Origin of the sequence: Piscinibacter sp. XHJ-5, assembly GCF_029855045.1 — a bacterium.
Lineage (GTDB): Bacteria > Pseudomonadota > Gammaproteobacteria > Burkholderiales > Burkholderiaceae_C > Albitalea.
In genome coordinates, this window is sequence record NZ_CP123228.1 from 1,031,667 (window position 1) to 1,054,633 (window position 22,967).

20 protein-coding genes and 1 tRNA gene are annotated in these 22,967 nt (G+C 69.5%); 9 read left to right on the top strand and 12 right to left on the bottom strand.

All coding sequences use genetic code 11. The features are described from left to right. The first annotated feature begins 28 nt into the window (after positions 1-28). The 3 genes from mutM to mutY all read left to right on the top strand — a co-directional run bounded on the left by mutM (position 29) and on the right by mutY (position 4,043). Positions 29-859, top strand: a complete 831-nt coding sequence (gene mutM / locus P7V53_RS04915) for a bifunctional DNA-formamidopyrimidine glycosylase/DNA-(apurinic or apyrimidinic site) lyase (protein ID WP_280154361.1) — start codon at positions 29-31, stop codon at positions 857-859. A 126-nt stretch (positions 860-985) separates the two neighbouring features. After that, on the top strand, positions 986-3,004 hold the full coding sequence (locus tag P7V53_RS04920) for a dynamin family protein (protein ID WP_280154362.1): 2,019 nt from the start codon (positions 986-988) through the stop codon (positions 3,002-3,004). A gap of 1 nt (position 3,005) precedes the next feature. After that, positions 3,006-4,043 (top strand): A/G-specific adenine glycosylase, encoded by a 1,038-nt coding sequence (mutY, locus tag P7V53_RS04925; protein ID WP_280154363.1) that lies wholly within the window; start codon positions 3,006-3,008, stop codon positions 4,041-4,043. A 9-nt stretch (positions 4,044-4,052) separates the two neighbouring features. Here mutY and P7V53_RS04930 read toward each other — a convergent pair whose 3' ends face one another. Genes P7V53_RS04930 through P7V53_RS04945 form a run of 4 tightly spaced genes read right to left on the bottom strand, consistent with a single transcriptional unit; the run spans position 4,053 to position 8,221 of the window. Further along, positions 4,053-4,664, bottom strand: coding sequence for an LON peptidase substrate-binding domain-containing protein (locus P7V53_RS04930; protein ID WP_280154364.1), 612 nt, complete (start codon positions 4,662-4,664; stop codon positions 4,053-4,055). A 46-nt stretch (positions 4,665-4,710) separates the two neighbouring features. Beyond that, on the bottom strand, positions 4,711-5,628 hold the full coding sequence (gene rapZ, locus P7V53_RS04935) for an RNase adapter RapZ (RefSeq protein ID WP_280154365.1): 918 nt from the start codon (positions 5,626-5,628) through the stop codon (positions 4,711-4,713). Positions 5,629-5,663: 35 nt separating this feature from the next. Beyond that, positions 5,664-7,346 (bottom strand): DNA repair protein RecN, encoded by a 1,683-nt coding sequence (gene recN / locus P7V53_RS04940; protein WP_280154366.1) that lies wholly within the window; start codon positions 7,344-7,346, stop codon positions 5,664-5,666. After that, positions 7,346-8,221 carry an NAD kinase gene (locus P7V53_RS04945; RefSeq protein WP_280154367.1) on the bottom strand — a complete coding sequence of 292 codons (876 nt, stop codon included), beginning with the start codon at positions 8,219-8,221 and terminating at the stop codon, positions 7,346-7,348. Before P7V53_RS04945 ends, recN begins: the two co-directional genes overlap by 1 nt. A gap of 152 nt (positions 8,222-8,373) precedes the next feature. Here P7V53_RS04945 and hrcA point away from each other — a divergent pair, with 152 nt between their 5' ends. Together hrcA and P7V53_RS04955 are read left to right on the top strand one after the other, a co-directional pair. Further along, positions 8,374-9,390, top strand: a complete 1,017-nt coding sequence (gene hrcA / locus P7V53_RS04950; protein ID WP_280154368.1) for a heat-inducible transcriptional repressor HrcA — start codon at positions 8,374-8,376, stop codon at positions 9,388-9,390. Between the two features lie 22 nt (positions 9,391-9,412). After that, positions 9,413-9,489, top strand: a tRNA-Ile gene (locus P7V53_RS04955). 2 nt (positions 9,490-9,491) lie between these two features. On the opposite strand, the gene P7V53_RS04960 is transcribed toward P7V53_RS04955, so the two are convergent. From P7V53_RS04960 to P7V53_RS04980, 5 genes are all read right to left on the bottom strand, one after another. Continuing rightward, positions 9,492-9,860: a hypothetical protein gene (locus P7V53_RS04960; protein WP_280154369.1), complete on the bottom strand. Its 369-nt coding sequence runs from the start codon at positions 9,858-9,860 to the stop codon at positions 9,492-9,494. 87 nt (positions 9,861-9,947) lie between these two features. Beyond that, positions 9,948-10,481 carry a DUF4256 domain-containing protein gene (locus P7V53_RS04965; protein ID WP_280154370.1) on the bottom strand — a complete coding sequence of 178 codons (534 nt, stop codon included), beginning with the start codon at positions 10,479-10,481 and terminating at the stop codon, positions 9,948-9,950. A gap of 38 nt (positions 10,482-10,519) precedes the next feature. Further along, positions 10,520-10,924, bottom strand: coding sequence for a GFA family protein (locus tag P7V53_RS04970; RefSeq protein ID WP_280154371.1), 405 nt, complete (start codon positions 10,922-10,924; stop codon positions 10,520-10,522). A 139-nt stretch (positions 10,925-11,063) separates the two neighbouring features. Beyond that, the gene (locus P7V53_RS04975; protein ID WP_280154372.1) at positions 11,064-15,269 is read right to left on the bottom strand and encodes a translocation/assembly module TamB domain-containing protein; all 4,206 of its coding nucleotides are present in this window, start codon (positions 15,267-15,269) and stop codon (positions 11,064-11,066) included. Between the two features lie 32 nt (positions 15,270-15,301). Beyond that, on the bottom strand, positions 15,302-17,143 hold the full coding sequence (locus tag P7V53_RS04980) for a BamA/TamA family outer membrane protein (RefSeq protein WP_280154373.1): 1,842 nt from the start codon (positions 17,141-17,143) through the stop codon (positions 15,302-15,304). Positions 17,144-17,290: 147 nt separating this feature from the next. Between P7V53_RS04980 and P7V53_RS04985 the strand changes: the two genes are divergently transcribed. Beyond that, positions 17,291-18,154 (top strand): transglutaminase family protein, encoded by an 864-nt coding sequence (locus P7V53_RS04985; RefSeq protein ID WP_280154374.1) that lies wholly within the window; start codon positions 17,291-17,293, stop codon positions 18,152-18,154. An 11-nt stretch (positions 18,155-18,165) separates the two neighbouring features. Here P7V53_RS04985 and P7V53_RS04990 read toward each other — a convergent pair whose 3' ends face one another. Further along, on the bottom strand, positions 18,166-18,618 hold the full coding sequence (locus P7V53_RS04990; protein ID WP_280154375.1) for a response regulator: 453 nt from the start codon (positions 18,616-18,618) through the stop codon (positions 18,166-18,168). Between the two features lie 141 nt (positions 18,619-18,759). Continuing rightward, positions 18,760-19,107 carry a hypothetical protein gene (locus P7V53_RS04995; protein WP_280154376.1) on the bottom strand — a complete coding sequence of 116 codons (348 nt, stop codon included), beginning with the start codon at positions 19,105-19,107 and terminating at the stop codon, positions 18,760-18,762. A 124-nt stretch (positions 19,108-19,231) separates the two neighbouring features. On the opposite strand from P7V53_RS04995, the gene P7V53_RS05000 reads away from it, so the two are divergent. Then, positions 19,232-19,732 (top strand): ferritin-like domain-containing protein, encoded by a 501-nt coding sequence (locus tag P7V53_RS05000; RefSeq protein WP_280156437.1) that lies wholly within the window; start codon positions 19,232-19,234, stop codon positions 19,730-19,732. A 33-nt stretch (positions 19,733-19,765) separates the two neighbouring features. Here P7V53_RS05000 and P7V53_RS05005 read toward each other — a convergent pair whose 3' ends face one another. Next, entirely contained in the window at positions 19,766-20,485 is a 720-nt protein-coding gene (locus tag P7V53_RS05005) for a Crp/Fnr family transcriptional regulator (RefSeq protein WP_280154377.1), read from the bottom strand. Between the two features lie 230 nt (positions 20,486-20,715). On the opposite strand from P7V53_RS05005, the gene P7V53_RS05010 reads away from it, so the two are divergent. Both P7V53_RS05010 and P7V53_RS05015 read left to right on the top strand, forming a co-directional pair. Beyond that, on the top strand, positions 20,716-20,901 hold the full coding sequence (locus tag P7V53_RS05010) for a hypothetical protein (protein WP_280154378.1): 186 nt from the start codon (positions 20,716-20,718) through the stop codon (positions 20,899-20,901). A 497-nt stretch (positions 20,902-21,398) separates the two neighbouring features. After that, a complete protein-coding gene (locus P7V53_RS05015) occupies positions 21,399-22,934 on the top strand; it encodes a PQQ-binding-like beta-propeller repeat protein (protein WP_280154379.1) in 1,536 nt (511 codons plus the stop codon). The last annotated feature ends 33 nt before the right edge of the window (positions 22,935-22,967 follow it).

The following is a 22,967-nucleotide window of genomic DNA, read 5'->3' on the forward strand; positions in this document are numbered from 1 at the left end:
ATTCGCGACGCTCGCGATAATTCCCGACATGCCCGAATTGCCCGAAGTCGAAGTCACGCGGCAGAGCTTTCGCGAGCGCATCCGCGGCGCCCGGATCACCGGCGTGCGGCTCGGCAAGCCTCTGCGCTGGCCGCTCGGCGTGGCACCCGAAGCGCTGATCGAGCGCACGGTCGGGGAGGTGGCGCGCCGCGGCAAGTACCTGTGGCTGCCGCTGGAGCACGCCGGCACGCCGGCCGGCGGCCTGCTGATGCACCTGGGCATGTCGGGTTCGCTGGCGTTCACCGACTTGCCGGGCGATGCCGGCACGCACGATCACTTCGACCTCGTCACCACGCGAGGCACCCTGCGCCTGACCGATCCGCGGCGTTTCGGCGCCGTCGTCTGGTCGCTCAGCCAGAGCGACGGCATGGCCGCCAAGCTGCTGTCCGGGCTGGGACGCGAGCCGCTCGAGGCGGGGTTCGACGGCGCCTACCTGCATGCCGCGCTGAAGCGCCGGCGGATCGCCGTCAAGCTTGCGCTGCTGTCAGGCGACATCGTGGTCGGGGCAGGCAACATCTACGCCTGCGAGGCGCTGTTCGCGGCCGGCATCGATCCTCGTGCACGCAGCGACCGCATCAGCCGGCCGCGCAGCGACAGGCTGGCCGCGGCCGTGCGCGAGACGCTGGCTCAGGCGCTGCGACTGGGCGGGTCCACGCTGCGGGATTTCCGCGATGCACACGGCATGGAAGGCCGCTTCCAGGCGCAGGCGCAGGTCTACGGCCGCGCGGGCGAGCCCTGCCGTGTGTGCGGCGCAACGATCCGCCGTGTCGTGCAGGGACAGCGGTCGACCTTTTTCTGTCCGGGCTGCCAAAGGCGTTGAACCTGTCACGACCTTTCAACAAGGATTTCGTGTGCAGATGTTTCTCGGGGTGTCCGCCTGGAGCCAGGCGCTACCATCTTTCGATCTCGTAGCAAGCCCCGTGTCCGCCCACCGTTCGCAGCCCCGATGACGTCCACTTTTGCCAGCAACTTCGACGCGCTCAGTGGCTGGCGGTCCACGCTCAGCCGGCGCCTGGCCGAGCTGGCGCACTACCTGGGCGAACACGAGCTGGCCGACGGCCCGATCAACGAGGCACTCAACAACCTCACGCACCGACTCGCCGCCGAGAAGCTCGTCGTCGCCTTCGTCGCCGAGTTCTCGCGCGGGAAGTCGGAGCTGATCAACGCCATCTTCTTCGCCGACGCCGGAAAGCGGGTGCTGCCGGCCACGCCGGGGCGCACGACGATGTGCCCGGTGGAACTGGCCTACGACCCCGAAGAGCCGCCCACGCTGTCGCTGCTGCCCATCGAGACGCGGCTCGAGGGCCTGTCGCTCGGCGAGCTGCGCACGCAGCCGCGGGCCTGGACGCATCTGGCGCTCAACGTCAAGGAGCCCGACGAGCTCTCGCAGGCGCTCACCCAGGTCATGCGCACCCGCTGGGTGTCGCAGGACGAAGCCCGCACGCTGGGATTCTGGGACGACGAGCACCCCAGCGAGAACCCGCCGCTGGACGACCAGGGCCGGGTCGAGGTGCCCATGTGGCGGCACGCGCTGATCAACTACCCGCACCACCTGCTCAAGCAAGGGCTGGTCGTGCTCGACACGCCGGGGCTGAACGCCATCGGCGCCGAGCCCGAGCTCACGCTGAGCCTGCTGCCGACAGCGCACGCCACGGTGTTCATCCTTGGCGCGGACACCGGCGTCACGAAGTCCGACATGGCGATCTGGCGCGATCACCTGGACACCAATCACCTCGCCCGCTTCGTCGTGCTGAACAAGATCGACGCGCTGGTCGATCCGCTGGCCACCGCCGCGCAGGTGAGGGCGCAGATCGAATCGCAGCGACAGGCCACCGCGCGCACCCTCGACATTCCGGCCGAGCGGGTGTTCCCGCTGTCGGCCCGGCAGGCGCTGGCCGCCCGCGTCGCCCGCGACACCGAAGCGCTCGCCGCCAGCCGCCTCATCGAGCTCGAGGAGGCGCTGTCGACCGAGCTGCTGCCGCAGCGCCGGCAGGTCATGCAGCAGGTCGTCAGCGACGCCGTCACGCAGGTGCAGAACCATGTCCTGCGCCGCCTCGGCGACTCCCGCCGGCAGCTCGCGGAGCAGATGCTCGAGCTGCGCGGCATCCGCGGCAAGAGCAGCGCCAAGGTGCGCCTGATGCTCAAGCGGGTCGAGGAGGAGACGGCCGAGTTCGAGACGTGCACGTCACGACTGCAGGCGCTGCGTGTGGTCCACAGCCGCATGCTCAAGGACACGCTGATCGGGCTGTCGAGCGACCGCCTGCGCGAGGAAGTCGCGCAGATGCAATCCGAGATGAGCGCCTCGCTGCTCAACCTCGGCGCCAAGAAGGCATTCATGGGCTTGTGCAAGCGCCTGCGCGCGCTGCTCGATTCCGCCCAGGCCGGCGGCAACGAGATCCGCGACATGCTGGGCGCGTCGTTCGCCAAGCTCAACGCCGAGTTCGGCTTCGCCCTCTCGCTGCAGAAGGGCCCCGACCTCGAGCGCTACACACGCGAGCTCGAGCTGATCGAGCGCAACTACGTGCAGTACCTCGGGCTCACGCAGGCGCTGCGGCTCTCGCAGCCCAAGTTCATGGAGCAGTTCCGGCGCATGCTGGTGTCCAAGCTGCGCGTCGTCTTCGAGAACGCCAGCGGCGAGATCGAGCTGTGGAGCAAGGGCGCGTCGGCGCAGGTCGATTCACAGCTGCGCGAGCGGCGCCGCGGGTTCCGCCGCCGTCGCGAGGCGCTCGAGCGCATACAGAACGCCGCCGGCGAGCTGGAGCAGCGCATCGCCGAGATCGAATCGCAGGACCAGCGCCTGCACCAGTTCATCGCACGGGTCGGCGAACTTGCGAGCGGTCTGCGCGAGTTCAGCGAATCGCAGCCGATGCCTCTCGACGAGCCCGGCGACCCCGGACTGCTGCACCTCGACCTGCCGGTCAGCGAAGAGCCTGCCCCCGTCCTGCTGCGCCACGCCCAGGCGTGAAGTGAAGTTCTCCGATCGCGTCGTGCAGTGGCAGCGCAGCCACGGGCGGCACACGCTGCCATGGCAGAACACGCGCGATCCCTATCGCGTCTGGCTGTCGGAGATCATGCTGCAGCAGACACAGGTCGCGACGGTGCTCGGCTACTACGAGCGCTTCCTGGCGCGCTTTCCCGATGTGCGCGCGCTCGCGGCCGCGGGCATCGACGAAGTCTTCGCGCTGTGGAGCGGGCTGGGCTACTACAGCCGGGCGCGCAATCTCCACCGCTGCGCCCAGGCGGTCGTGGCGGAGCACGGGGGCGAGTTTCCGCGCAGCAGCGAGGGGCTGGCGCAGCTTCCGGGCATAGGCCGTTCCACGGCCGCCGCCATCGCCGCGTTCTGCTTCGGCGAGCGGGTGGCCATTCTCGACGGCAACGTGAAGCGTGTGCTGACGCGCGTGCTGGCCTTCGACGGCGATCTGGCCGTGCCGGCCAACGAACGCCGGCTATGGGGCGAAGCGACGCGGCTGCTGCCGCAGCAGGGGATCGAGGCCTATACGCAAGGGCTCATGGACCTCGGTGCCACTTTGTGCCTGGCGCGGTCGCCGCACTGCCTGCTGTGTCCGGTGCGTGCCGACTGCCTGGCGATGCGCGAAGGGCAGCCGCAGCGCTATCCGGTGAAGAGCCGCAAGCTGAAGCGCGGCCGGCGAGAGCACTGGTGGCTGTGGCTGCAGCAGCGCGACGAGCTGTGGCTCACCCAGCGGCCCGACACCGGCGTGTGGGCCGGCCTGTGGAGCTTGCCGGAATTCGAGTCGAGCGAGGCGTTCGATGCGCACACCCGGGGCTGGCCCGGTGAAGCGGAGGCCTTGCCCGGATTCACCCATGTGCTCACGCATCTGGACTGGACGCTGCATCCGGTGCGCTGGCGCTTGCCGGATCGTGTGCCGGCGGCCCGGATGCAGACCATCACCGGGTCGTTGCCGGCGGGGCGCTGGTTCGGGTTGGATGAAGCGCTGGCCGCGGGACTGCCCGCGCCGCTGCGCAAGCTGATCGGCCGCGGTTGAAGCCGGGGTTCAGACAACCCCCTTGCTCCTCAGGAATTCGTCCACCAGCTGCAGCCGCACCTGTGCGTCCGGCAGCTCCATCAGCTTCTGCTTGGCCGCCAGCGAGATCGGCAGGATCTCGCACCAGCGGTTGGCGACCCAGCCGGCCTGGTCGAACAGATAGGGCGCGAGAAAAGGCTCGGCGCCCTGCGCCTTCAGCGTCGCGATCGCGTTGGCCAGGCCCTTGACGGTGTCGTGCATCGCTTCGGCCGGCGCAATGGCTTCATCGTCAGGCAGCGTGCCGGCCTTGGCGATCCACAGCCCATCGTCCTCGCGGCGGGTCTTGCGCACGTCGAAGCGGTGCGTGCCGCGGCAGCGCACCTGCAGGATGCCGGTCTGTGCGCTGTCGACGTCGATCAGCTCGGCCATCGTGCCCAGGCTCTCGAAGCTGACGCTGTCGTTGCCGCGCCGCGTCTCGCTGCCCTGCTTGAGCATGACGACGCCGAAGGGCTTGCTTTCGCGCAGGCAGCTGCCGACCAGATCGAGGTAGCGGGCCTCGAACACCTTCAATGACAGCAGGCCGCCGGGAAACAGCACGGTCTGCAGCGGGAACAATGGCAGGTCGAAGGTGGATGAGGACATCAAGGGGACTGCTTCGTCGCCGCGGAGCGGCGGGAGGGTGAGGGCTTCAGTCTTTCGCGTCCAGCTCGCGATGGCGCACCAGCGTGACGACCCGCGCGGTGAAGCGCCGGGCCAGCGTCTCGACGAAATACACCGACCGGTGCTGTCCGCCGGTGCAGCCGATGGCCACGGTGAGGTAGCTCCGCTGGTCGTCCTCGAATGCCGGCAGCCAGCGTGCCAGGAACACCTCGATCTGCGACAGCATTTCGCCGACCTCGGGCTGTTCTTCGAGGTACCGGATGACCGGCTCGTCGCGCCCGGTTTGCGGCCGCAGCTCGCGGATGTAGTACGGATTGGGCAGCATGCGCACGTCGAAGACATAGTCTGCATCGAGCGGCACGCCGTGCTTGAAGGCAAACGACTCGAACACCAGGGTCAGCCGACTGCCGGTGGCGCCCACGAGATCTCGCATCCACGCGCGCAGCTGGCCGGGACGCAGCTGGCTGGTGTCGACCACGGTGGAGACCTCGCGCAGCTCGGACAGCAGCTCGCGCTCGAGCTCGATGGCGTCGACCAGCGCGCGATGTCCGAACGGCGACAGGTCGTCCTTGCGCCGGCTCAGTCCGTTGTGCGGCACTTCCTGCGTCAGCGGATGCAGCCGCCGCGTCTCGGAGAAGCGGCGCACCAGGGTGTCGGTGTTCGAATCGAGGAATACCGAGCGAATCAGCACGCCTTCGCCGCGCAGCTCCTCGAGCAGCTGCAGAAGGTGCGGCAGCGAGCCGCCGCTGCGCGCATCAACCGCGATGGCGACGCGGCGCTCGGAACGCGCATGCTCCACGCGCAGGAATTCGCGCAGCAGCTCGGGCGGCAGGTTGTCGACGCAGAAGAAGCCCGCGTCCTCGAGCGCATGCAGGGCGACCGATTTGCCCGAACCGGAGATGCCGGTCACGAGCACCACCTCGCGAGGTGACGCCGCTTCGCTCATGGATTGGCTCTCATCGTCGTGCCCCGGATCGTGGTTCATCCTCGCTTGCGCCTGCGCGCCGCGCCGGCGGGCTCGGCGCCGACCGCGAGCATCTCCTGGGCATGGGCCAGGGTGGTGCCCGAAAGCCGCTCGCCTGCGAGCATGCGCGCGATCTCTCCGACCCGTGCTTCGCCGCCGACGGCGGCGATGTCGCTGCGGGTGCTGCCGTCGCGCAGGGCCTTGGAGACGACGAAGTGATGATCGGCGCAGGCGGCGACCTGCGGCAGGTGCGTCACGGCCATCACCTGGCGATCGCGGCCGAGCTGCTTCATCAGACGTCCCACCGTTTCGGCGACGGCGCCGCCGACGCCGGCATCGATCTCGTCGAAGATCAGCGTGCCCGCTTCGCCGAGCTGGCTGGTGGTGACCGCGATCGCGAGGGCGATGCGCGACAGCTCGCCGCCCGAGGCCACCTTGGCCAGCGGCCGCGGCGTGCTTCCCTCGTGTCCGGCAACGAGGAACTCGGCCGACTCCAGGCCGAACGACTGCGGCGCTTCCTGCATGACCAGCGCGACCTCGAAGCGGCCGCCCGCCATGCCGAGCTGCTGCATGGCCTGCGTGACCGCCGATGCGAGCCTGGGCGCGGCCTGGCGCCGCGCGGCGGAGACCTGCCTGGCGCGCGCGTCGAATGCCGACTTCGTGCCCGCGAGCTGCTTTTCGAGCGCGTCCAGATCGGTGGCGGCATCGAGCGCCGACAGCTCGGTCTTCCACTCTGCCAGCAGCGCCGCCAGGTCGGGGGGCGGGCGGCGATAGCGGCGGGCGAGGCTCATCCACGCGGACATGCGCTCGTCGACCTCCTGCAGCCTCTGGGGTTCGACCTCGGTGTGGTGCAGGTAGCTGGACAGGGTGTGCGCTGCATCCTGCAGCTGAGCCTGCGCGCCCTGCAGCACCTCGACGATGCCGGCGAGCTGCGGGTCGAAATCGGCGACCTGCTGCAGCGCGTCGATGGCGCGGCCGGTGAGCGACTCGGCGTTGTCGTCGGCATCGTTCACGGCGTCGAGCGCGCCGCGCGCCGCGTCGATCAGCGACTGCGCATTGGACAGCTTCTGGTGCTCCGCGTTGAGCTCGTCCCACTCGTAGGCGCCGGGCGCCAGCTTGTCGACCTCGCCGATCTGCCACGCCAGCCGCTCGCGCTCGCGCGCCAGGTCGGCCTGCTTGGTCTGCGCGGTGTGCAGCGCGTCGGCTGCCGCACGCCAGGCCGACCATGCGAGCGCCAGCGGTGCGGTGTCGACGCCGGCATAGGCATCGAGCAGGGCGCGCACCGACACGCCGCGGGTGAGGCTTTGCCAGGCGTGCTGGCCATGAATGTCGACCAGGTGGTCGGCTGCTTCGCGCAGCTGGGCCACGGTGGCCGCGCTGCCGTTGATCCACGCGCGGCTCTTGCCTTGCGCGTCGATGGTGCGACGCAGCAGCAGCGTTTCGCTGCCTTCGAAGCCCGCTTCGTCGAGCCACGCCGCAAGGCCGGCGGGAGCGTCGAACTCGGCGGTGATCTCGGCGCGCGTTGCGCCCTCGCGCACCACGCCGGCATCGCCGCGGCTTCCGAGCGCGAGCTGCAGCGCGTCGATCAGGATCGACTTGCCGGCGCCGGTCTCACCGGTCAGGACCGAGAAGCCGGCGTCGAGCTCGACCTCCAGGGCGCTCACGATGACGAAGTCGCGCAGGGCCAGGCGGCGCAGCATCAATTGACTCCGGAATGCCAATGCAGCTTGCGCCGCAGCGTCGCGTAGTAGCTCCAGCCGAGCGGATGAAGGAACCGCACCTGGTGCGCCGAGCGGCGCACGCAGACCCGGTCGCCGTGGAGAAGGCTTGCAAGGGCCTGCATGTCGAAATTGACGCTCGCGTCGCGGCCGGCCACGATCTCGATGCTGATATCGCGCGCGTCGGGCAGCACGATGGGCCGGTTCGAGAGGTCGTGCGGCGCGATGGGCACCAGCACCCAGCCCGCGATGCCCGGATGCAGGATGGGCCCGCCGGCCGAGAGCGCATAAGCGGTGGAGCCGGTGGGCGAGCCGATGATGAGCCCGTCGGCGCGCAGGTTGGCCACGAACTCGCTGCCCACGTCGATCTTGAGTTCGACCATGCTGGCCGTGCCGCCGCGGCTGACGATCACGTCGTTGACGGCGAAGCCTTCGAAGATGACCTCGCCGTCGCGGAACACGCTGCCTTCCAGCATGGTGCGACGCTCTTCCTCGTAGTCGCCGGCGATCATGGGCGCCAGCGCCTCGGCGAACTCGCCGATGGGCACGTCGGTGATGAAGCCGAGCCGGCCCTGGTTGATGCCGACGAGCGGGAGGCCGAAGCGAGAGAGCTGGCGCGCGATGCCGAGCATGGTGCCGTCGCCGCCGACGACGATGGCGATGTCGCAGCGGTGGCCGAGCTCGGCCGGCGTGAGCGCGCCGTGCTCGGACAGGCCCGTGTTGAGCGCCGTCTCTCGCTCCAGCGTGACCTCGAGGCCCTGGCGGATGAGGAAGTGCGCCACCTCTTCGAGCACGCCCCGGATGCCTTGCGCCTGGTACTTGCCGACGAGTGCGGCATGACGGAATCGGCGGCTCATTGCGCATCCTCCGTGCCGCGCACTCCGGAATGGGCCCCTTCGACAGGGCTGTGGACATGCTTGGGAGCGGCCCGGCGTCTCATGCGCGGGATTACACCACAGCGATTCGCGCGCCACGCCGCCGAAAATTCGCCTAAACCTACAATCGAGACATGCTGGACGAGCGCGCGAAGACCCTGCTCAAGGCGCTGGTCGAACGCTACATCGCGGACGGCCAGCCGGTGGGCTCGCGCACGCTGTCCCGGGCTTCCGGACTGGAGCTGTCGCCGGCCACCATCCGCAACGTGATGGCCGACCTGGAGGAGCTGGGCCTCATCGCCAGCCCGCACACCAGCGCGGGGCGCATTCCCACGGCTCGCGGCTATCGGCTCTTCGTCGACACCATGCTCACCGCGCAGCCGCGGCAATGGGGCGACGCTCCGCGTATCGAGCCTGCCCTGCAGCCCGACCAGCCGCAGCGCGTGATCGCCAATGCGGCCCACCTGCTGTCGAACCTGTCGAACTTCGTCGGCGTGGTCACCGCGCCGCGCAAGACGAGCGTGTTCCGCCACATTGAATTCCTGCGCCTCGGGGAAAAGCGCGTGCTGGTGATCCTCGTCGCACCCGACGGCGACGTGCAGAACCGCGTCATCTTCACGGCACAGGACTACACGCAGTCGCAGCTCATCGAGGCGAGCAACTTCCTCACGCAGCACTATGCGGGCCTCACGATCGAGGCGGTGCGCGAGCGCTTGAAGACCGAGGTGGAAGAGCTGCGCGGCGAGATCGCCGCGCTGATGCACGCCGCGGTTCAGGCCGGCAGCGAGGCCCTCGAGGAGAGCCAGGAGCAGGTGGTCATCTCCGGCGAGCGCAACCTGCTGGCGGTGCAGGACTTCTCCAGCGACATGAGCAGCCTGCGCAAGCTGTTCGACCTGTTCGAGCACAAGACGCAGCTGATGCGCCTGCTCGAGGTGAGCAGCCGCGCCGAGGGGGTTCGCATCTACATCGGCGGCGAAAGCATGGTGGTGCCCTTCGAGGAGCTGTCGGTGGTGTCCGCGCCGTACGAGATCGACGGCCAGGTGGTCGGCACGCTGGGCGTGATCGGACCGACACGAATGGCCTACGACCGAATGATCCAGATCGTCGACATCACGTCGCGGCTGGTGAGCAATGCGCTGAGCCAGAAGTAGCGCCACCTACAATGTCCGGCTCGGGCCGTTAGCTCAGTTGGTTAGAGCAGAGGACTCATAATCCTTTGGTCGCTGGTTCGAGCCCAGCACGGCCTACCAAGCTACCGCCGCGAGCCGGGCGCCTTGCTCGGCGCTTCGTGGGGGTCGTAGAGCACGGTCCCCGTGCCCACGCCGACACCGACACGCGCATCGCTGTTGCCCACCGGCGCGCTCACCCCGGCGCCGATGCCGCCGCTGACCTGACCCCGGTGATTGACGCCCACGCCGACGCCGATCGGGCCTGCGCCTGCGCCGATGCCGGCGGTGACACCGCCGCTGCCCAGGCCCAGGCCGATCGAGACGCCGGGAAAGATCGGCACGCCGACCCCCGCGCCGACGGAGCCGCAGCCGGCGCCCAGCGTGCCGATGGCGATCACTGTCGATGCCAGGACCCGGCGCGATGACGAGCGTGCGGTGTTCATGCGAGCCATTGTAGAAAGCGGCCCGGGCCACGGACCCCGCATGGACATCGCCGGCTGCGGCCCCCCTCGGGGCGTTCGACGACCCTCACGCGGTGGTCACACCTGAAGCCACCCGCGAAAGCCCCTGGACGCGTAGTACGACTGCGCCCCATTGTGATAAACGAACACCTTGCCATAGCGCTTGTCGCAGAAGAGCGCTCCGCCAAGCGCCCTGACGTCGGACGGAGTGCTGACCCAACTCGAAGTCTTGGTGTCGAAGTCGCCGAGCTTCTGCAGTTCGCGGTACTGCTCCTCCGTCAGGAGTTCGATGCCCATCGCGGCGGCCATCTCGACGGCGCTGTCTTGCGGCCTGTTCTCTTTCCGGGACTCGAGCGCTTCACGGTCGTAGCAGACACTTCTGCGGCCACCGGGACTCTCCGCCGAGCAATCGCAGAACGCGTAGCGCCCCGTATTCGCGTCTTGACCGACGACGTCGGGTTGGCCGCCCGTTGCCTCCATGTCGCGAAGCGATCTCAGGGCATCGGGATGCGCCTCGAGCCGGGTTCGCACATCGGGCCATGCGATTGCCTTGTGCCGGTGCATGTTCTTCTCGAAGCGGGCCTTCAATGCCTGGAGCAACTCTTCGTTCATGGTCCTTGCGATTCCGTGCGCGTGGGAAAACGGAAATCCTAGAGATGACGCGTTTCGGCGGGTTCGTTCCACCAGCTGTTGTTGCGCCCGTCGGCGTATCGGACCGGTGCCGCGATCAATTCCGCGGGATCCGCGTTGTCGAGCGCGGCGATCTGGACCGAGACGAAGTCACCGCCGATCTGCTCGATGTATCCGCGACCGAAGGGACGCACCCCGCACGACTTGCAGAAGAGGTGGTGGGCACTGCGCGATCCGAACTGGTACTCGGCGAGAGACTCCTGGCCCGCCAGGAGCCGGAACGCCTCGGGCTTGATGATGACGCCCCAGTTCCTGGTCTTGGTGCAGTACGAGCAATTGCATCGACCCGTTCCGCCGGCGAGGTCGATATCGGCTTCGAAGCGGACAGAACCGCAATGACAGCTCCCACTGTAGGTCTTGAGCACAGGCTGCTACTCCTCGGTCGTTGGTTGGCTCGGCCGGCAGCATTGCCGGCAGGGGCTCATCTTGCAGAAGGTCTGCTGACAACGGGTTGTCAGCAGCCTCGGATCGGCTCCAACCGTCCGCCGAGGAGCACGAGCCGCTTCATCCCCACAGCCACGTCCAGATCAGGTCCACGGCCGTGGCTTCGCCCGTCTGCACGCGCACGGTGAAGCGCTTGGCGATCTTGTACATGAGCTCCCAGCTCCCGCCGGTCGCGTCCAGGCTTTGCGCGTAGCCCACGTAGAAGCGCTCCGACACCTGCTTGCCCAGCGACACCACCGCATCGCTCAGGCCGCCGCCGGATTCGCCGCGCTTGACCGAGATGGAGTCGAGACCGAGGCGCTTGGCGATGCCTTCGCCGCCACCCGAGCCGCGTTGCCCGGCCAGCAGCGCCATCGCCGCGCGCTGCAGCAGCGCGCTCTGGTCGCTGGCCAGTCCGGTGCTCGAGCGGCCCATCGTGAGCCAGCTGAGCTTGTCGAGCTCCGACATCTCCGGCGCCGAGAACAGGCGCACGCGCGGATTCTGCGCGGTGCCGGTGATGGCCACGCCGACCTCGACATCCCTCAGGTCCGCGCGGACCGCCTGGATGTCGAGCCTGGGGTTGGCGACCTGCCCCACGAACGTCACCAGCCCGCGCTCGATGCGCAGCTTCTCGCCGTACGCCTCGTAAGTGCCCTGCTCGGTGCGCACCGTGCCATCGAGCCCGAGCTGACCGCCGGGCGCCGTGATGCGCACGTCGCCGGCCAGCCGCGTGTTGATGCCCTTGCCGCGCACGCGCAGGCTGGGGCCCAGGTTCACGCGCAAGTCGACGTCGACGACTCGCGCGCCGCGCTTGCCGCCGGACGATGCCGCCTGCTCGGGACGCCCGGGGGTCGGTCCGTCGACCACCCGCACATCCTTGGACAGCTCGGGCGCTTCGCTGCGTCCCAGGTCGATCAGGCCGTCGTCGACATTGAAGTTGCCTTGCAGCCCGACGCGCTGCGCGTCGAGCCGCAGCTGGGCACGTCCGCTGAGGTCGACGCGCCTGTCCACCCGCCCCAAAGCGCGGAATCGCTCGGCATTGAGCGACAGCTGTGCGGCCGGCTGCGCACCGAGGACGGCGCCGCCTTCCACGCGCACCTGGCCGTCGCCCGCATGCGCCACGAAGCGCTCGATGCGCGCCCGGTCCCCGTCGAGCGAGACCTGGAGCTCGCCGTCGCGCACGCGCACGCCCTCGACGAAGTTGTTCACCGACAGATGGCCTGCACTCAGGCGGCCGCTGTACTCCGGTGCGCCCAGCCGGCCGCCGAGCTTCGCGTTGGCCGAGAGGTTGCCGCCCACGCGCCAGCCCACCGGGAGCCAGGGGTCGTAGATGCCCAGATCCGGCACGCGCAACTCCAGCGCTCCCTGCATCGTCGTGGCGGCGGTCGGCCAGGGCATCGACGGGGTCGTGCGCGCGTTGACCTGGGCCGATGCGAGGCCGATCCATTGGCCGGCCACGCGCGCGGTCGCATTCCAGGCCGGACCGTCGGCGCGAACCGCCAGGCGCAGCTCGCTCAGCCCCAGTGCACGACGGCCCGCACCCTGGACCATCTGCAGGTCGCCGCGATGGCGCTGGAGCAGCACTTCGGCGCGCAGCACCGGCGCCGTGCGCATCACGACACGCCCGGACATCTCGAGGTCGCCGCTCCAACCGAGCGCCGGTTGCACACGGGCGAGCAGCGGCGCCACCCGCAGAGGCTCCAGCGCGACGTCGGCATCGACCTGCGCCGGTGCCTGACCTTGTCCGGCCTGCCACGCGAGGCGGGTCCATCGCAGGACGCCGCCCAGCAGCTCGGCGCGGCCGGGCTGCACCTGCACCCGCGCCGGCTGGGTGGCCGACGCCGTGCGCCACTCCAGGTCCACGTCACTGGTGCGCAACAGGGGCTGTGCGTTCTCCACGCGGCTCAGCTCCACGCTCTCGACGCGGCCGCGCCAGCCGGCCACCGCCAGCGGTCCGCCGCCAGGCTCGTGCAGCAGGCCGCCTCGGGCCTGCAGGCGGGCGCGCGTGCGCGGCCCGCTGTCCTGGCGCTTCGGGTCCGGTGCGGTGCCTTGCAGGGCTTCGGTCGCGGCCGGTGGCGCGGCAACCATGTCGGACCGCAGCTCGATCCGGTGCGACGCCGCGCTCCCCTTCACCTGCAGCGCCAGCGAGGGCACTTGCCGCGCCTGCTCGCTGCCGGCCAGCGTCAGATCGGCGAGCGAGACGACCAGATCGACCGCGGCGTCCGGTGCAGTCCCCAGCCGCCAGCGTGCGTCCGCCTCGCGCAGGCGCAGGCCGGGCCACACGATCCCCTGTGCGACGAGCTCGCCGCGTGTCTGCATCTGGGGCCATCGGCCGTCGGCCGCGAACTCGCCGCGCGCCGCGCCCGCGATGGTCTCCGGGGGGCGGCCGCGTGCATCCGCCGATGCGAAGGCTTGCGCCAGCGGCGCAAGGCGCTGCAGCGCCGGTGCGGCGAGTCGGCCCTCCCAGTGATCCTTGTACGGATCGCGCTCCAGCCGTCCCTTCGCCGTGAGGGAGTTGCCGGCAGCCTCGGCCTTGACCGTGGCCTGCAGTCCGTCGGCGCCACCCGTTGCGCGCAGACTGGCTTCGCCTTGCACCGGCACGCCGGCGACCACGCTCGGCGCGACACGCAGGTCGGCGCTGCCTTGCCAGGTGGCCAGCCACGCCGCGATCTCGACGCCGGGTGCGGCATTCGGAACGGTCAGGCGGAAGTCGGCCTCTGCGGCCAGCCGGCTCGGCGAGCGGCGAAGCGGCGAGTCGGCTGCGCCCGGCCACCACGGCCGCAGGTCGAAATCGCTCAGCGAGAGGTGTCCGTCGGCGTGCCACGGTGCGCCTGCCGCGTCCCGCGCTGCCTTGCCCTTGGCCAGGGCGCGCGAGCTGCCGCTCGTCGCGAGCAGCTGCTGCACGTCCACGCGAAGCGCGCCGGCGTCGGTGGTCGCCAGCATGGCCCGGGCGTCGAGGCGGACGGGCCCCTGCGCGGGTCCTTCGAGCACCTTGCCGGTCAGGCTCGAGTCGACCTGGACCGTGCGCTCCGCTGCGGGCTTGCCGCCACTGCGCCCCGGCTCCTTGCCGCTGATGCGAGCGGTGCCGTCGATGGACATCGGCATGGCACGCCCATCCAGGCGGTCGGCGCGCACGCCTTGCATGGCGAGAGACAAGGTCCACCCCTGCGATGTCGTGAACAGTCCCTCGCCTGTGAGGCGGCCTGCGGCCGCGTCGGCAGCACCGAGGTCCGCCTGCAAGGTCTGAAGCTTCACCTGCGTGCGATCGCGCGGGTCCGCGGACAGCGCGAGCTGCACCCGGCGCGCGGGAACCCGGCCGGCATTCCAGGCGCCCGCCCGCGCATTGACCAGGTCGGCACGAGCCTCCAGCGGCTTTTCCGCATCCGCCGCGCGCACGACGATGTCGCCGGAGAGCGCCGTCTGCGGGCCACCCGCGAGCAGGGCGGAGATGTCGAGCGCGGCCGCCTGGGCGTTGAGCTGCGCGAGCGGCCATTGCGCGAAGGGCCTCAGCGTGGCGTCGACGGCAAGGCTTTGCTGCGGCGCGCTTCCGGCCACGAGTCGGCCGGTGAGCGTCGACTCGGCAAGCGGTCCGTCGAGCTGCAGATGCGCACCCCACGCAGGCCAGCTCGCGACGGCGGCTTGCCGCAGGTCGATGCCGATGTCGGACATCATCGGCTCGGCAGCGCCCACCCGCACATGACCACTCGCCTGCAGCGGGCCACGCGCTGCGGCGAGCGACTCGATGCGATGCATCCGACCGCCGTCGGCGCCGAGGTGAACGCGTGCCTGAAGCCCTCGCAAGGGCTCCGTGCCCAAGGGCGCGGCGTGCAGCTCTTCCACCTGCAGCGCCTGCACCACCAGCTCCACCGGCAGCTCCAGATGCTGCGGCGGTGGCGTGCGGTTGGTCTCGGTGGGGCGGGGCATGATGAGCATCGCCTGCTGCGCCTGGAGGCGATCGAACCAGACGAGCATCCACGCCGGCCGCGCCGACGAGCGGTACACGCCCAGGCCCTGCCAGGCCACCTGCACCAGCCGCAGCTCGCCGCCGTCGCCGAAGCGCCAGACCAGCGAGTCGGCGCCGAAATCCCCGATCAGGGTGCCGCGCGGCTTCACGACCTCCACGCCGGGCAGTCGCGACAGCAGCCAGGCGGTGCCGCGCTCGTGGCGAAGCGCCCACCACAGGCCGCCGCCGGTCGTCAGGGCCAGCACGGCGATGACCGCGACGATTCCGACCAGCCACGGCCACCATCGCCGCCGGCGCGGGACGCCGGCCGGAGCTGCGGTCACCTCATCGTCCCTCATCACTCACCCCGGGTTGATCAGAACGACACGCCGGCGCTGAGGTGCATGCGCACCTTCTTGTCGTCGACGCCATACGCGACGTCGAGCTTCAGCGGCCCGACCGGGCTGCGGTAGCGCACGCCCACGCCCACGCCCACCACCGGCTTGATGTCGCGAAACCGTGCGGCGGCATTGCCCGCGTCGACGAACGCGGCCCCCCACACCTGGGGCAGCCGGGCGGACACCGGGCGTGCCACCTCGGCACTCGCCGTCAGCAGCGATCGGCCGCTGGTGACGACACCATTCACCATGGGTCCCAGGCTGCGGTATTCGTAGCCGCGCACCGACTCCTCGCCGCCGGCGCGGAACAGCAGCGTGTCCGGAACCCCGACGGCCTGTCTCGCGAAGACCTGGCCGCCTTCGAGACGCACGGTGGCATGCCAGTCCCTGGCAAAGGGCCGGAAATACAGCACCCTGCCGTATGCGCGCGCAAGCGGTCCGTTCTCCGCGGTGCTGCTGCGCGCGTACCCCACGGCACCCTGCAGAAGCACCGCCTTGCCGCGGGTGGGCAGCAACAGGCTGTCGACATCGCGGCGCGTCCAGTCGTAGTTGCCGGTCAACGCCTGCGCACGCGACTCGCCCGTCGGGGCTCGCACGCGGGCGTTGGTGTACTCGCCGTAGACCTGGCGCTCGAGCCGGGGATCCTCCCAGGCGCGGCCGATGCGCAGGCGGCCGGCATAGCGCTCCTCGTCGGGACCGCTCCAGCGCTCCACGTTGCCCGCGACCAGGTTGCGGCGAAAGCCCGGCTTGGGATAGGAGCGGTAGTCGAACTCCCAGGCCTTGCGCTGCGGGCCGATCTCGAACTTGTTCTGCGCCGTCCAGCGCAGCCCGAACGGTTGGCGGTGCATGTGCTCCACCGAGGCGCGGGTGCCGGTGTCGGTGCTGTACCCCAATCCCAGCGTCACCTTCTGCAGCGGCTGTTCCTGCACGCGCACCGTGACCGGCGCGGCGGCTGCCTTCTGGGGATCGTTGTCGAACTCGGCGACGGCGCCCTCGAACAGGCCGCTGCGCGTGAGCCGTTCCTGGAAGTCGATGAGGCGCTGCTCGCTGTAGGGCGTGCCCGGCCGGAATGTCGCGACGTTGCGCACCGCCCGTTCGTCATAGCGCTTGAGGCCCTCGATGCGCAAGTCGCCGAGATGGAAGAGCGGCCCGCTCTGCGCGCTCGCCTCCAGCTGCACGCGCTGCTCGCGGCTGCGCACCCGAGCGTCCGTGGCGATCCAGATCGCGGAGGGATAGCCGTCGGCGTGCAGGCGCCCGAGCGTGGCGTTCTTCGCCGAGGTCCAGTCCGCCTGGCGGAACGGCTCGCCCGGCTTCAGCGGCCACTCCTCGCGCAAGCGCGCCAGCAGCGCTCGCGCATCGGCATCGCCGGCGTCGGCGCGCTGCTGCAGCTCGCCTTGAACTCCCAGCGTGAGACCCTCGACGAGCGTGCGCGGGCCGGGCTCCACGCTGACGAGCACGCGCGGCTGCTCGCCGCTGGCCGCGGGCTGCCGGCGGGCTTCCACTTTCGCGTTGAAGTAGCCCTCGGTGGCGAGCAGGGCACGAGCCTGTTCGGGCGCCATGCCGACGAGGCGGTCGAGTTCCTCGTTGCTGAGCGCCTCGCTGGCCGGGGCATCCCGAAAGCGCGCCAGGTCGAGGTTCTGGGAGAGCAACTGCCGCAGCGGCCGCGGCGCCTCGACGTCCAGCGTGTACTGCGCCCGGCGCTTGTCGATCCTGGCGGCGCTGGCGCCGGCCGCATCGTCGTCCTTCTTGCCGGCACGAAAGAGGGAGCAGCTGGCGAGCATGAGCGCCAGGCAACACGACACCACATGCAGCGCCCGCATGTGCCGTGCCGAGCAAACGACGTGCCGCGCGCCCGGCGTTCGCGGCCGGATCCCATGGCCGCTGCACAGGTACACCCGCAGGGGTGTAAGGTGGGGCATGACCCCCGACGAACCCCTGCGAGCGGAAGCGCGCGCGATCGAGTCGACATGATCAGGTTGCGGCTTGCGCTCGAGCTCGGCTACGACATCGCCGAGCCCGGTTGCGATTTCATCTTCAACATCCATGCCGCGCACACCGACCAGCAGCGCGTGGTCGAGGAATGGCTGACGATCAGCCAGGATCTGCAGCCGCGCGTCGAGACCGATTCCGCGACCCGCAACCGCTACCTGCGCCTGCAGGCCGCGGCGGGCCCGCTGAAGGTCGCTTACGGCGCGACCATCGACCTGTCGCACCACGTGGGCGACCCGGCGCAGATCGGGGAGGTTCCGGTGGCGCGGCTGCCCCAGGAGGCACTGGGCTACCTGTATCCGAGCCGCTACTGCCAGTCGGATCGACTGCACCGGTTCGCGATGCGAGAGTTCGGCCAGCGTTGGCAGGGCTACAGCCGCGTGCAGGCGATTCGCGACTGGGTGCTGCAGCGCACGACCTTCTCGTCGAACACGTCGGACTCCAACACCTCGGCGATCGACACGCTGCTGGAGACCGTGGGCGTGTGCCGTGACTTTGCCCACCTGATGATCGCGCTGTGCCGGGCCATCAACATCCCGGCGCGTTTCACGACCGGCATCGACTACGGCGCCGATCCTGCGCTCGGCCCGCCCGACTTCCATGCCTATGTCGAGGTCTATCTCGGCGACCGCTGGTACTTGTTCGACCCATCCGGCACCGCGATTCCGATGGGCTTCGTGCGACTGGGCACCGGACGCGATGCCGCGGACGTCGCCTTCGCGACGATCTTCGGCACGGTCACTTCGGCCGCGCCGCGCATTGCCATCGAGCCCATTGCGGGCGCCGACGGGCAGCTGGTGGTGCCCCGCCATTGCACCGACGCGCTGTCCACGGACGCCTAGCGCCGTCGGCCCTAGGCCGATACCCAGCGGACGCGGGCAGGAATGTCGCTCGCCGTGGCAGTTTCTACGGCAGGGATCGCACCGGACTCGGCCAGTGCCCCCAGGAGCGCGACCGGATCGACCGGCTTGGTGAACCGCCGATCGAAGCCGACGGCCTGCGTGGCCTCGCGCGTCCACGCGTCGTCCAGTGCGGTGACAGCGACCAGCAACGGAGTGTTCCCGGGGTAGTCGCGCCGCAGCTGCGCCGCCGCCTCGATGCCGCTCATGCGTGGCATCGCAATGTCGAAGATGGCGACGTCCGGGCGATGGCTTTGCGCCAGCTCCACCGCCTGCCGGCCGTCGTAGGCCAGGTCCACCTTGCATGGAAGCAGGATCTCCAGCAGCGCGCCTAGCGTGTCGGCGGCATCGTGGTTGTCGTCCGCAATCAGGATTCGTCGGAGTGGGACATCGACTGCGCTGCTCATGGTGTGATCCGTTGCACATGGCGAGCAAGCGCCGTTCCTGTCACCCGGACGCGAGGACCTCACCGGGATGCCGCGTCCCGAACCCGCGAGGCCGGCGACGAGAGCAGCATGCCGGCCGGCAGCATCGCGGCGAGAAGCGCCTCATCGTGACTTGTGGTCGTGGAGAAATCGCGCCATCCGCCGCCTCAGGGGCAAGCGGTTCCACGATGAACCGGCACCGACGGCGCGCTCGTAGACCGCGCGCTGCAGCGGCGCGGGAAGGTTGTTCCACTCGCCGACCAGCGCCGCGCCCAGACGCTCGAGCAGCAGGCGCTCGTCTTCCGGTGCCTGGAGCATGCCGGCTTCCGCGCCGCCCTCGGCTTCCCACCCGTCCAGGGACGCCGCCGCTTCCATGCTGTCGCTGGCCAGCGACGAGCGGCCATTCATTCCTCGCTGGAGCATGCGCGCGCCCTGCGCCATTCGCTTGGAGATGAGGTTGGACATGGTCATCGCGGGGCTCCCGTTACTGGTCGGCCAGCCTGCGCGCAGAGTGGCGCTGTCGTCTGTGGGGTGCCGCACAGACCACAAGGGGAGGCCGGCGCAAGGTCCGCTGTTGTCACCCGGAGCCAGACGCATGCTCACCCACCACGAATCGACCAACGTCACGCAGCTGCTGCCCACCGAACGTGACCACGGTCCGCGGCGTGGCGATCTCATCGTGATGCTGAACGACGCGTTGGCCACCGAGCTGGTGTGCGTGCTGCGCTACAAGCGCCACCATTTCACGGCCCACGGCATGGCGGCAGCGAAGATCTCGGAAGAGTTCCTGGTGCATGCCCGCGAGGAGGAGGCTCACGCCGATCGGATCGCGCGGCGGATCGTGCAGCTGGGTGGGGAACCGGATTTCTCGCCCGACTCGCTGACGCGGCGCAGTCACGCCGCCTACGACCACTCGCTGGATCTCGAGGCGATGATCAGGGCCAACCTGATTGCCGAGCGGATCGCGGTCGACCGCTACAGCCAGATGATCGCGCTGATCGGCGATGAGGATCCGTCCACCCGCCGTCTTGTCGAGGACATCCTGATCGACGAGCAGCAGCATGCCCAGGAGCTGAGCAGCTGGCTCGGCAACTGAGCGCGCACCCCTGCGGCCCTCGAACGGTCGCGCCTATTGCGCCGTCTGCACCGGAAGAAGGCGGTCGTATTCCTTCCTGACCACGGCATAGCACTCGCAGGTGCGCTGCTCCAGGCCCTCGCGGTCGAGCACCGTGATGTGGCCGCGCCGGTATTGGATGAGTCCCGCGCGCTGGAGGTTGGCTGCAGCTTCGGTCACGCCTTCCCGGCGAACGCCGAGCATGTTGGCAATCAGCTCCTGCGTCATCACCAGCTCGTTCGCCTGCAACCGGTCCAGGCTCAGCAGCAGCCAGCGGCACAGCTGCTGGTCCAGCGAGTGGTGCCGGTTGCACACCGCCGTCTGTGCCATCTGGGTGATCAGCGCCTGCGTGTAGCGCAGCAGCAGATGCAGCACCGGACCCGAGCGGTTGAACTCGTCCTTCAGCAACTGGCCTCGCATGCGAAAGCCCTGACCCGCGCTTTGCACGACCGAGCGGCTGGGCGTGGTCTCGCCGCCCATGAACAGCGAGATCCCGACGATGCCCTCGTTGCCGACCACGGCGATCTCTGCCGATGCGCCGTCTTCCATCACATACAGCAGCGACACGATGGAGGTGGTGGGAAAGTACACGTGCGTCATCGCCATGCCGGATTCGTACAGCACCTGGCCCAGCGGCATGTCCACCGGTTCGAGTGCCGGACGCCAGCGCATCCACTCGTCCGGGGGCAATGCCGCGAGAAGACGATTCTTCAGCGGATCGGGACGGGTTGCCATGACAGTTCCAGCATGTCATGCCGAGTATGGCAGCCAATGTGCGCAAGCGCACCGATGCGACCTTGCGGCGAGCAGGTGGGCAAACGAGGAGGCCCGACAACGCGCGTTGTGGGGCCTCATGCCGAACTCCAGGCTTTCGCCACGCTGTTCGTTGCCGCACAGACCTCGGCACGAGGCGCGTCTACGCTGGAAGCGGTTGACAGTTCCACGACCGGACCCGAGGCGACACCATGACATTCGACGAAGACATCGACTCGTTCAAGAGGCGCATCGCCGATGCGGAAATCCAGCGCGATGCCTGGCGGGTCGCGGGGCGCGAGGAGAGATACCTCGAGGCCTATTTCATGGTCGAGGCCCTGGAGCAGCAGCTCGACGAGCGGCTTCGACAACATGCAGCCGGCCAGGTGCCCGGCTGAGAGGCGCGCGTCGAGCTCACGCAGAATTCGATTGGCCGTCGAGGGAAACCATGCATTGCCGCAGAGGTCGTGCGGCACGAAGCTGGTTGCACCCGACAGCAGCGCCGACTCCGGCGCAAGTGGCCAGTCGTCTCCGCCACGATCCCCGCCAACAACCTCGGTGTTGCGCCCGGACCAGCCTCGGGATGGGCTGAGGAGAACGGAGCAGGTCGCAGTGAGTTCGGCAGACCTTCTGTGGATGTGCGGGGCCCGGCGCCCCGACAGCGATGCCGTGAAGCGCGCAGGCAACAGGACGGCTCTCTCCAGCTGACGCCGATCGTCGTCGCCGATTCCATCGCAGAACGTCATCGGGCCGGCCCTCGGGGCGGCCCCAACGCAAGAAGAGGGAATCCGACATGGCAAGTTCGAACGCGGCGCTCCGCTGGAGCGCATGGGGTGTACTTTGTCTCGCGGGAGGTGCTGCACTGTCCGCCGACTGGACCAGCGCAGGACACGACATGAGGAACTCGCGCTACCAGAACGACGAGACCCGGATCAGCGTGAGGACGGTCGGCGGGCTCACCTTGCGATGGTCGGTTGCCACCAGCGGCGACGTGACCGCCAATCCCGCCGTCGACGGCGACTACCTGTACTTTCCCGACTCGGCCGGCTTTCTCTACAAGGTGGACAAGGCGACGGGCGCGATCGTGTGGAAGAACCCGGTCGCGCAGTACACCGGCATTGCCGGCGACTTCGCACGCGCGACGCCGGCCGTCGCGGGCGACGCGCTGATCCTGGGCAACCAGAGCGGCAAGTTCCTGGGCACCGCCTTCGGGCAACCCGACCCGCAGGCGGCGCGCGTGTTTGCGGTGAACAAGCACACCGGCGCGCCCATGTGGTCGACTCAGGTCGACGACACCGTGCTGTCCTTCGTCACGCATTCGGCGGTCGTCGCCAACGGGACCGCGCTCGTGGGCATCGCATCGAACGAGGAGCTGGTGGCGGCCTTCGTGCCGAAGCCGTACTGGCAGTGGCAGTTCCGCGGCAGCGTCGTCGCGCTGGACACCATCACCGGCGCCATCAAATGGAAGACCTACACCGTGCCGCCCGGCTACTACGGCGGCGCCGTCTGGGGGAGCACCGGAGCGATCGACCTGCGGCGCAACCAGGCCTACATGGCGACGGGCAACAACTACATGCTGCCCGACAGCGTGCTCGCCTGCCTGAACAGCGGCGGCAGCCCTGCCGCATGCATGGACCCGTCGAACATGTTCGATTCCATCATCGCGCTCGATCTGTCGACCGGCGTCGTCAAATGGGTGGCGCGCGGACTGCCCTACGACGCCTGGAACGTGGCCTGCGGACTCAACACGCCCGGCTTCGTCGTCGGGCCGTGGTTCCCCGGGGTGTACGCCAACTGTCCCAACGGCAACCCGGCGACAGCCGGCCCCGACTGGGACTTCGCCCAGGGACCGATCATGTTCGGCGACACCGGCAACGACCTCGACACCGGCCTGGTGGGGGCCGGCCAGAAGAGCGGCATGTTCTGGGCCTTCCGCGCCAAGGACGGCAAGCTGGCCTGGTCGCGGCAGGCGGCGCCGGGCGGTGTCACCGGAGGCCTGCAATGGGGTTCGGCCACCGACGGCCAGCGCATCTTCGTCGCGGCCGCCAACAGCGGACCGTCGAGCAACGGCGGCGGGGTGGGTGCCCTGCCATGGACGCTGAAGGACGGCACGACGACCACCGCGGGCGGATGGGCGGCGCTGGATGCGAAGTCAGGCGCCGTGCTGTGGACCACCAAGGACCCGCAGGGCAGCCGCGCCGAGGCGGCCGTCAGCGGCGCCAATGGCGTGGTGTTCGGATGCAACCTGGCGGCAGGCGCGGGAACCCTGTACGCGCTCGACGCGAAGAGCGGCAAGGTGCTGTGGTCGTACGACAGCGGCGCGCCGTGCAATGCCGGTCCCTCCATCGTCGACGGCATGGTGTTCTGGGGCAGCGGCACCTTCGTGAGCCCCGGCGGGCCGAAGAAGGTGTTCGCCTTCTGGCTGCCCTGACACCGGCAGACCGGCTGGCCCCTCTCCCGCTCG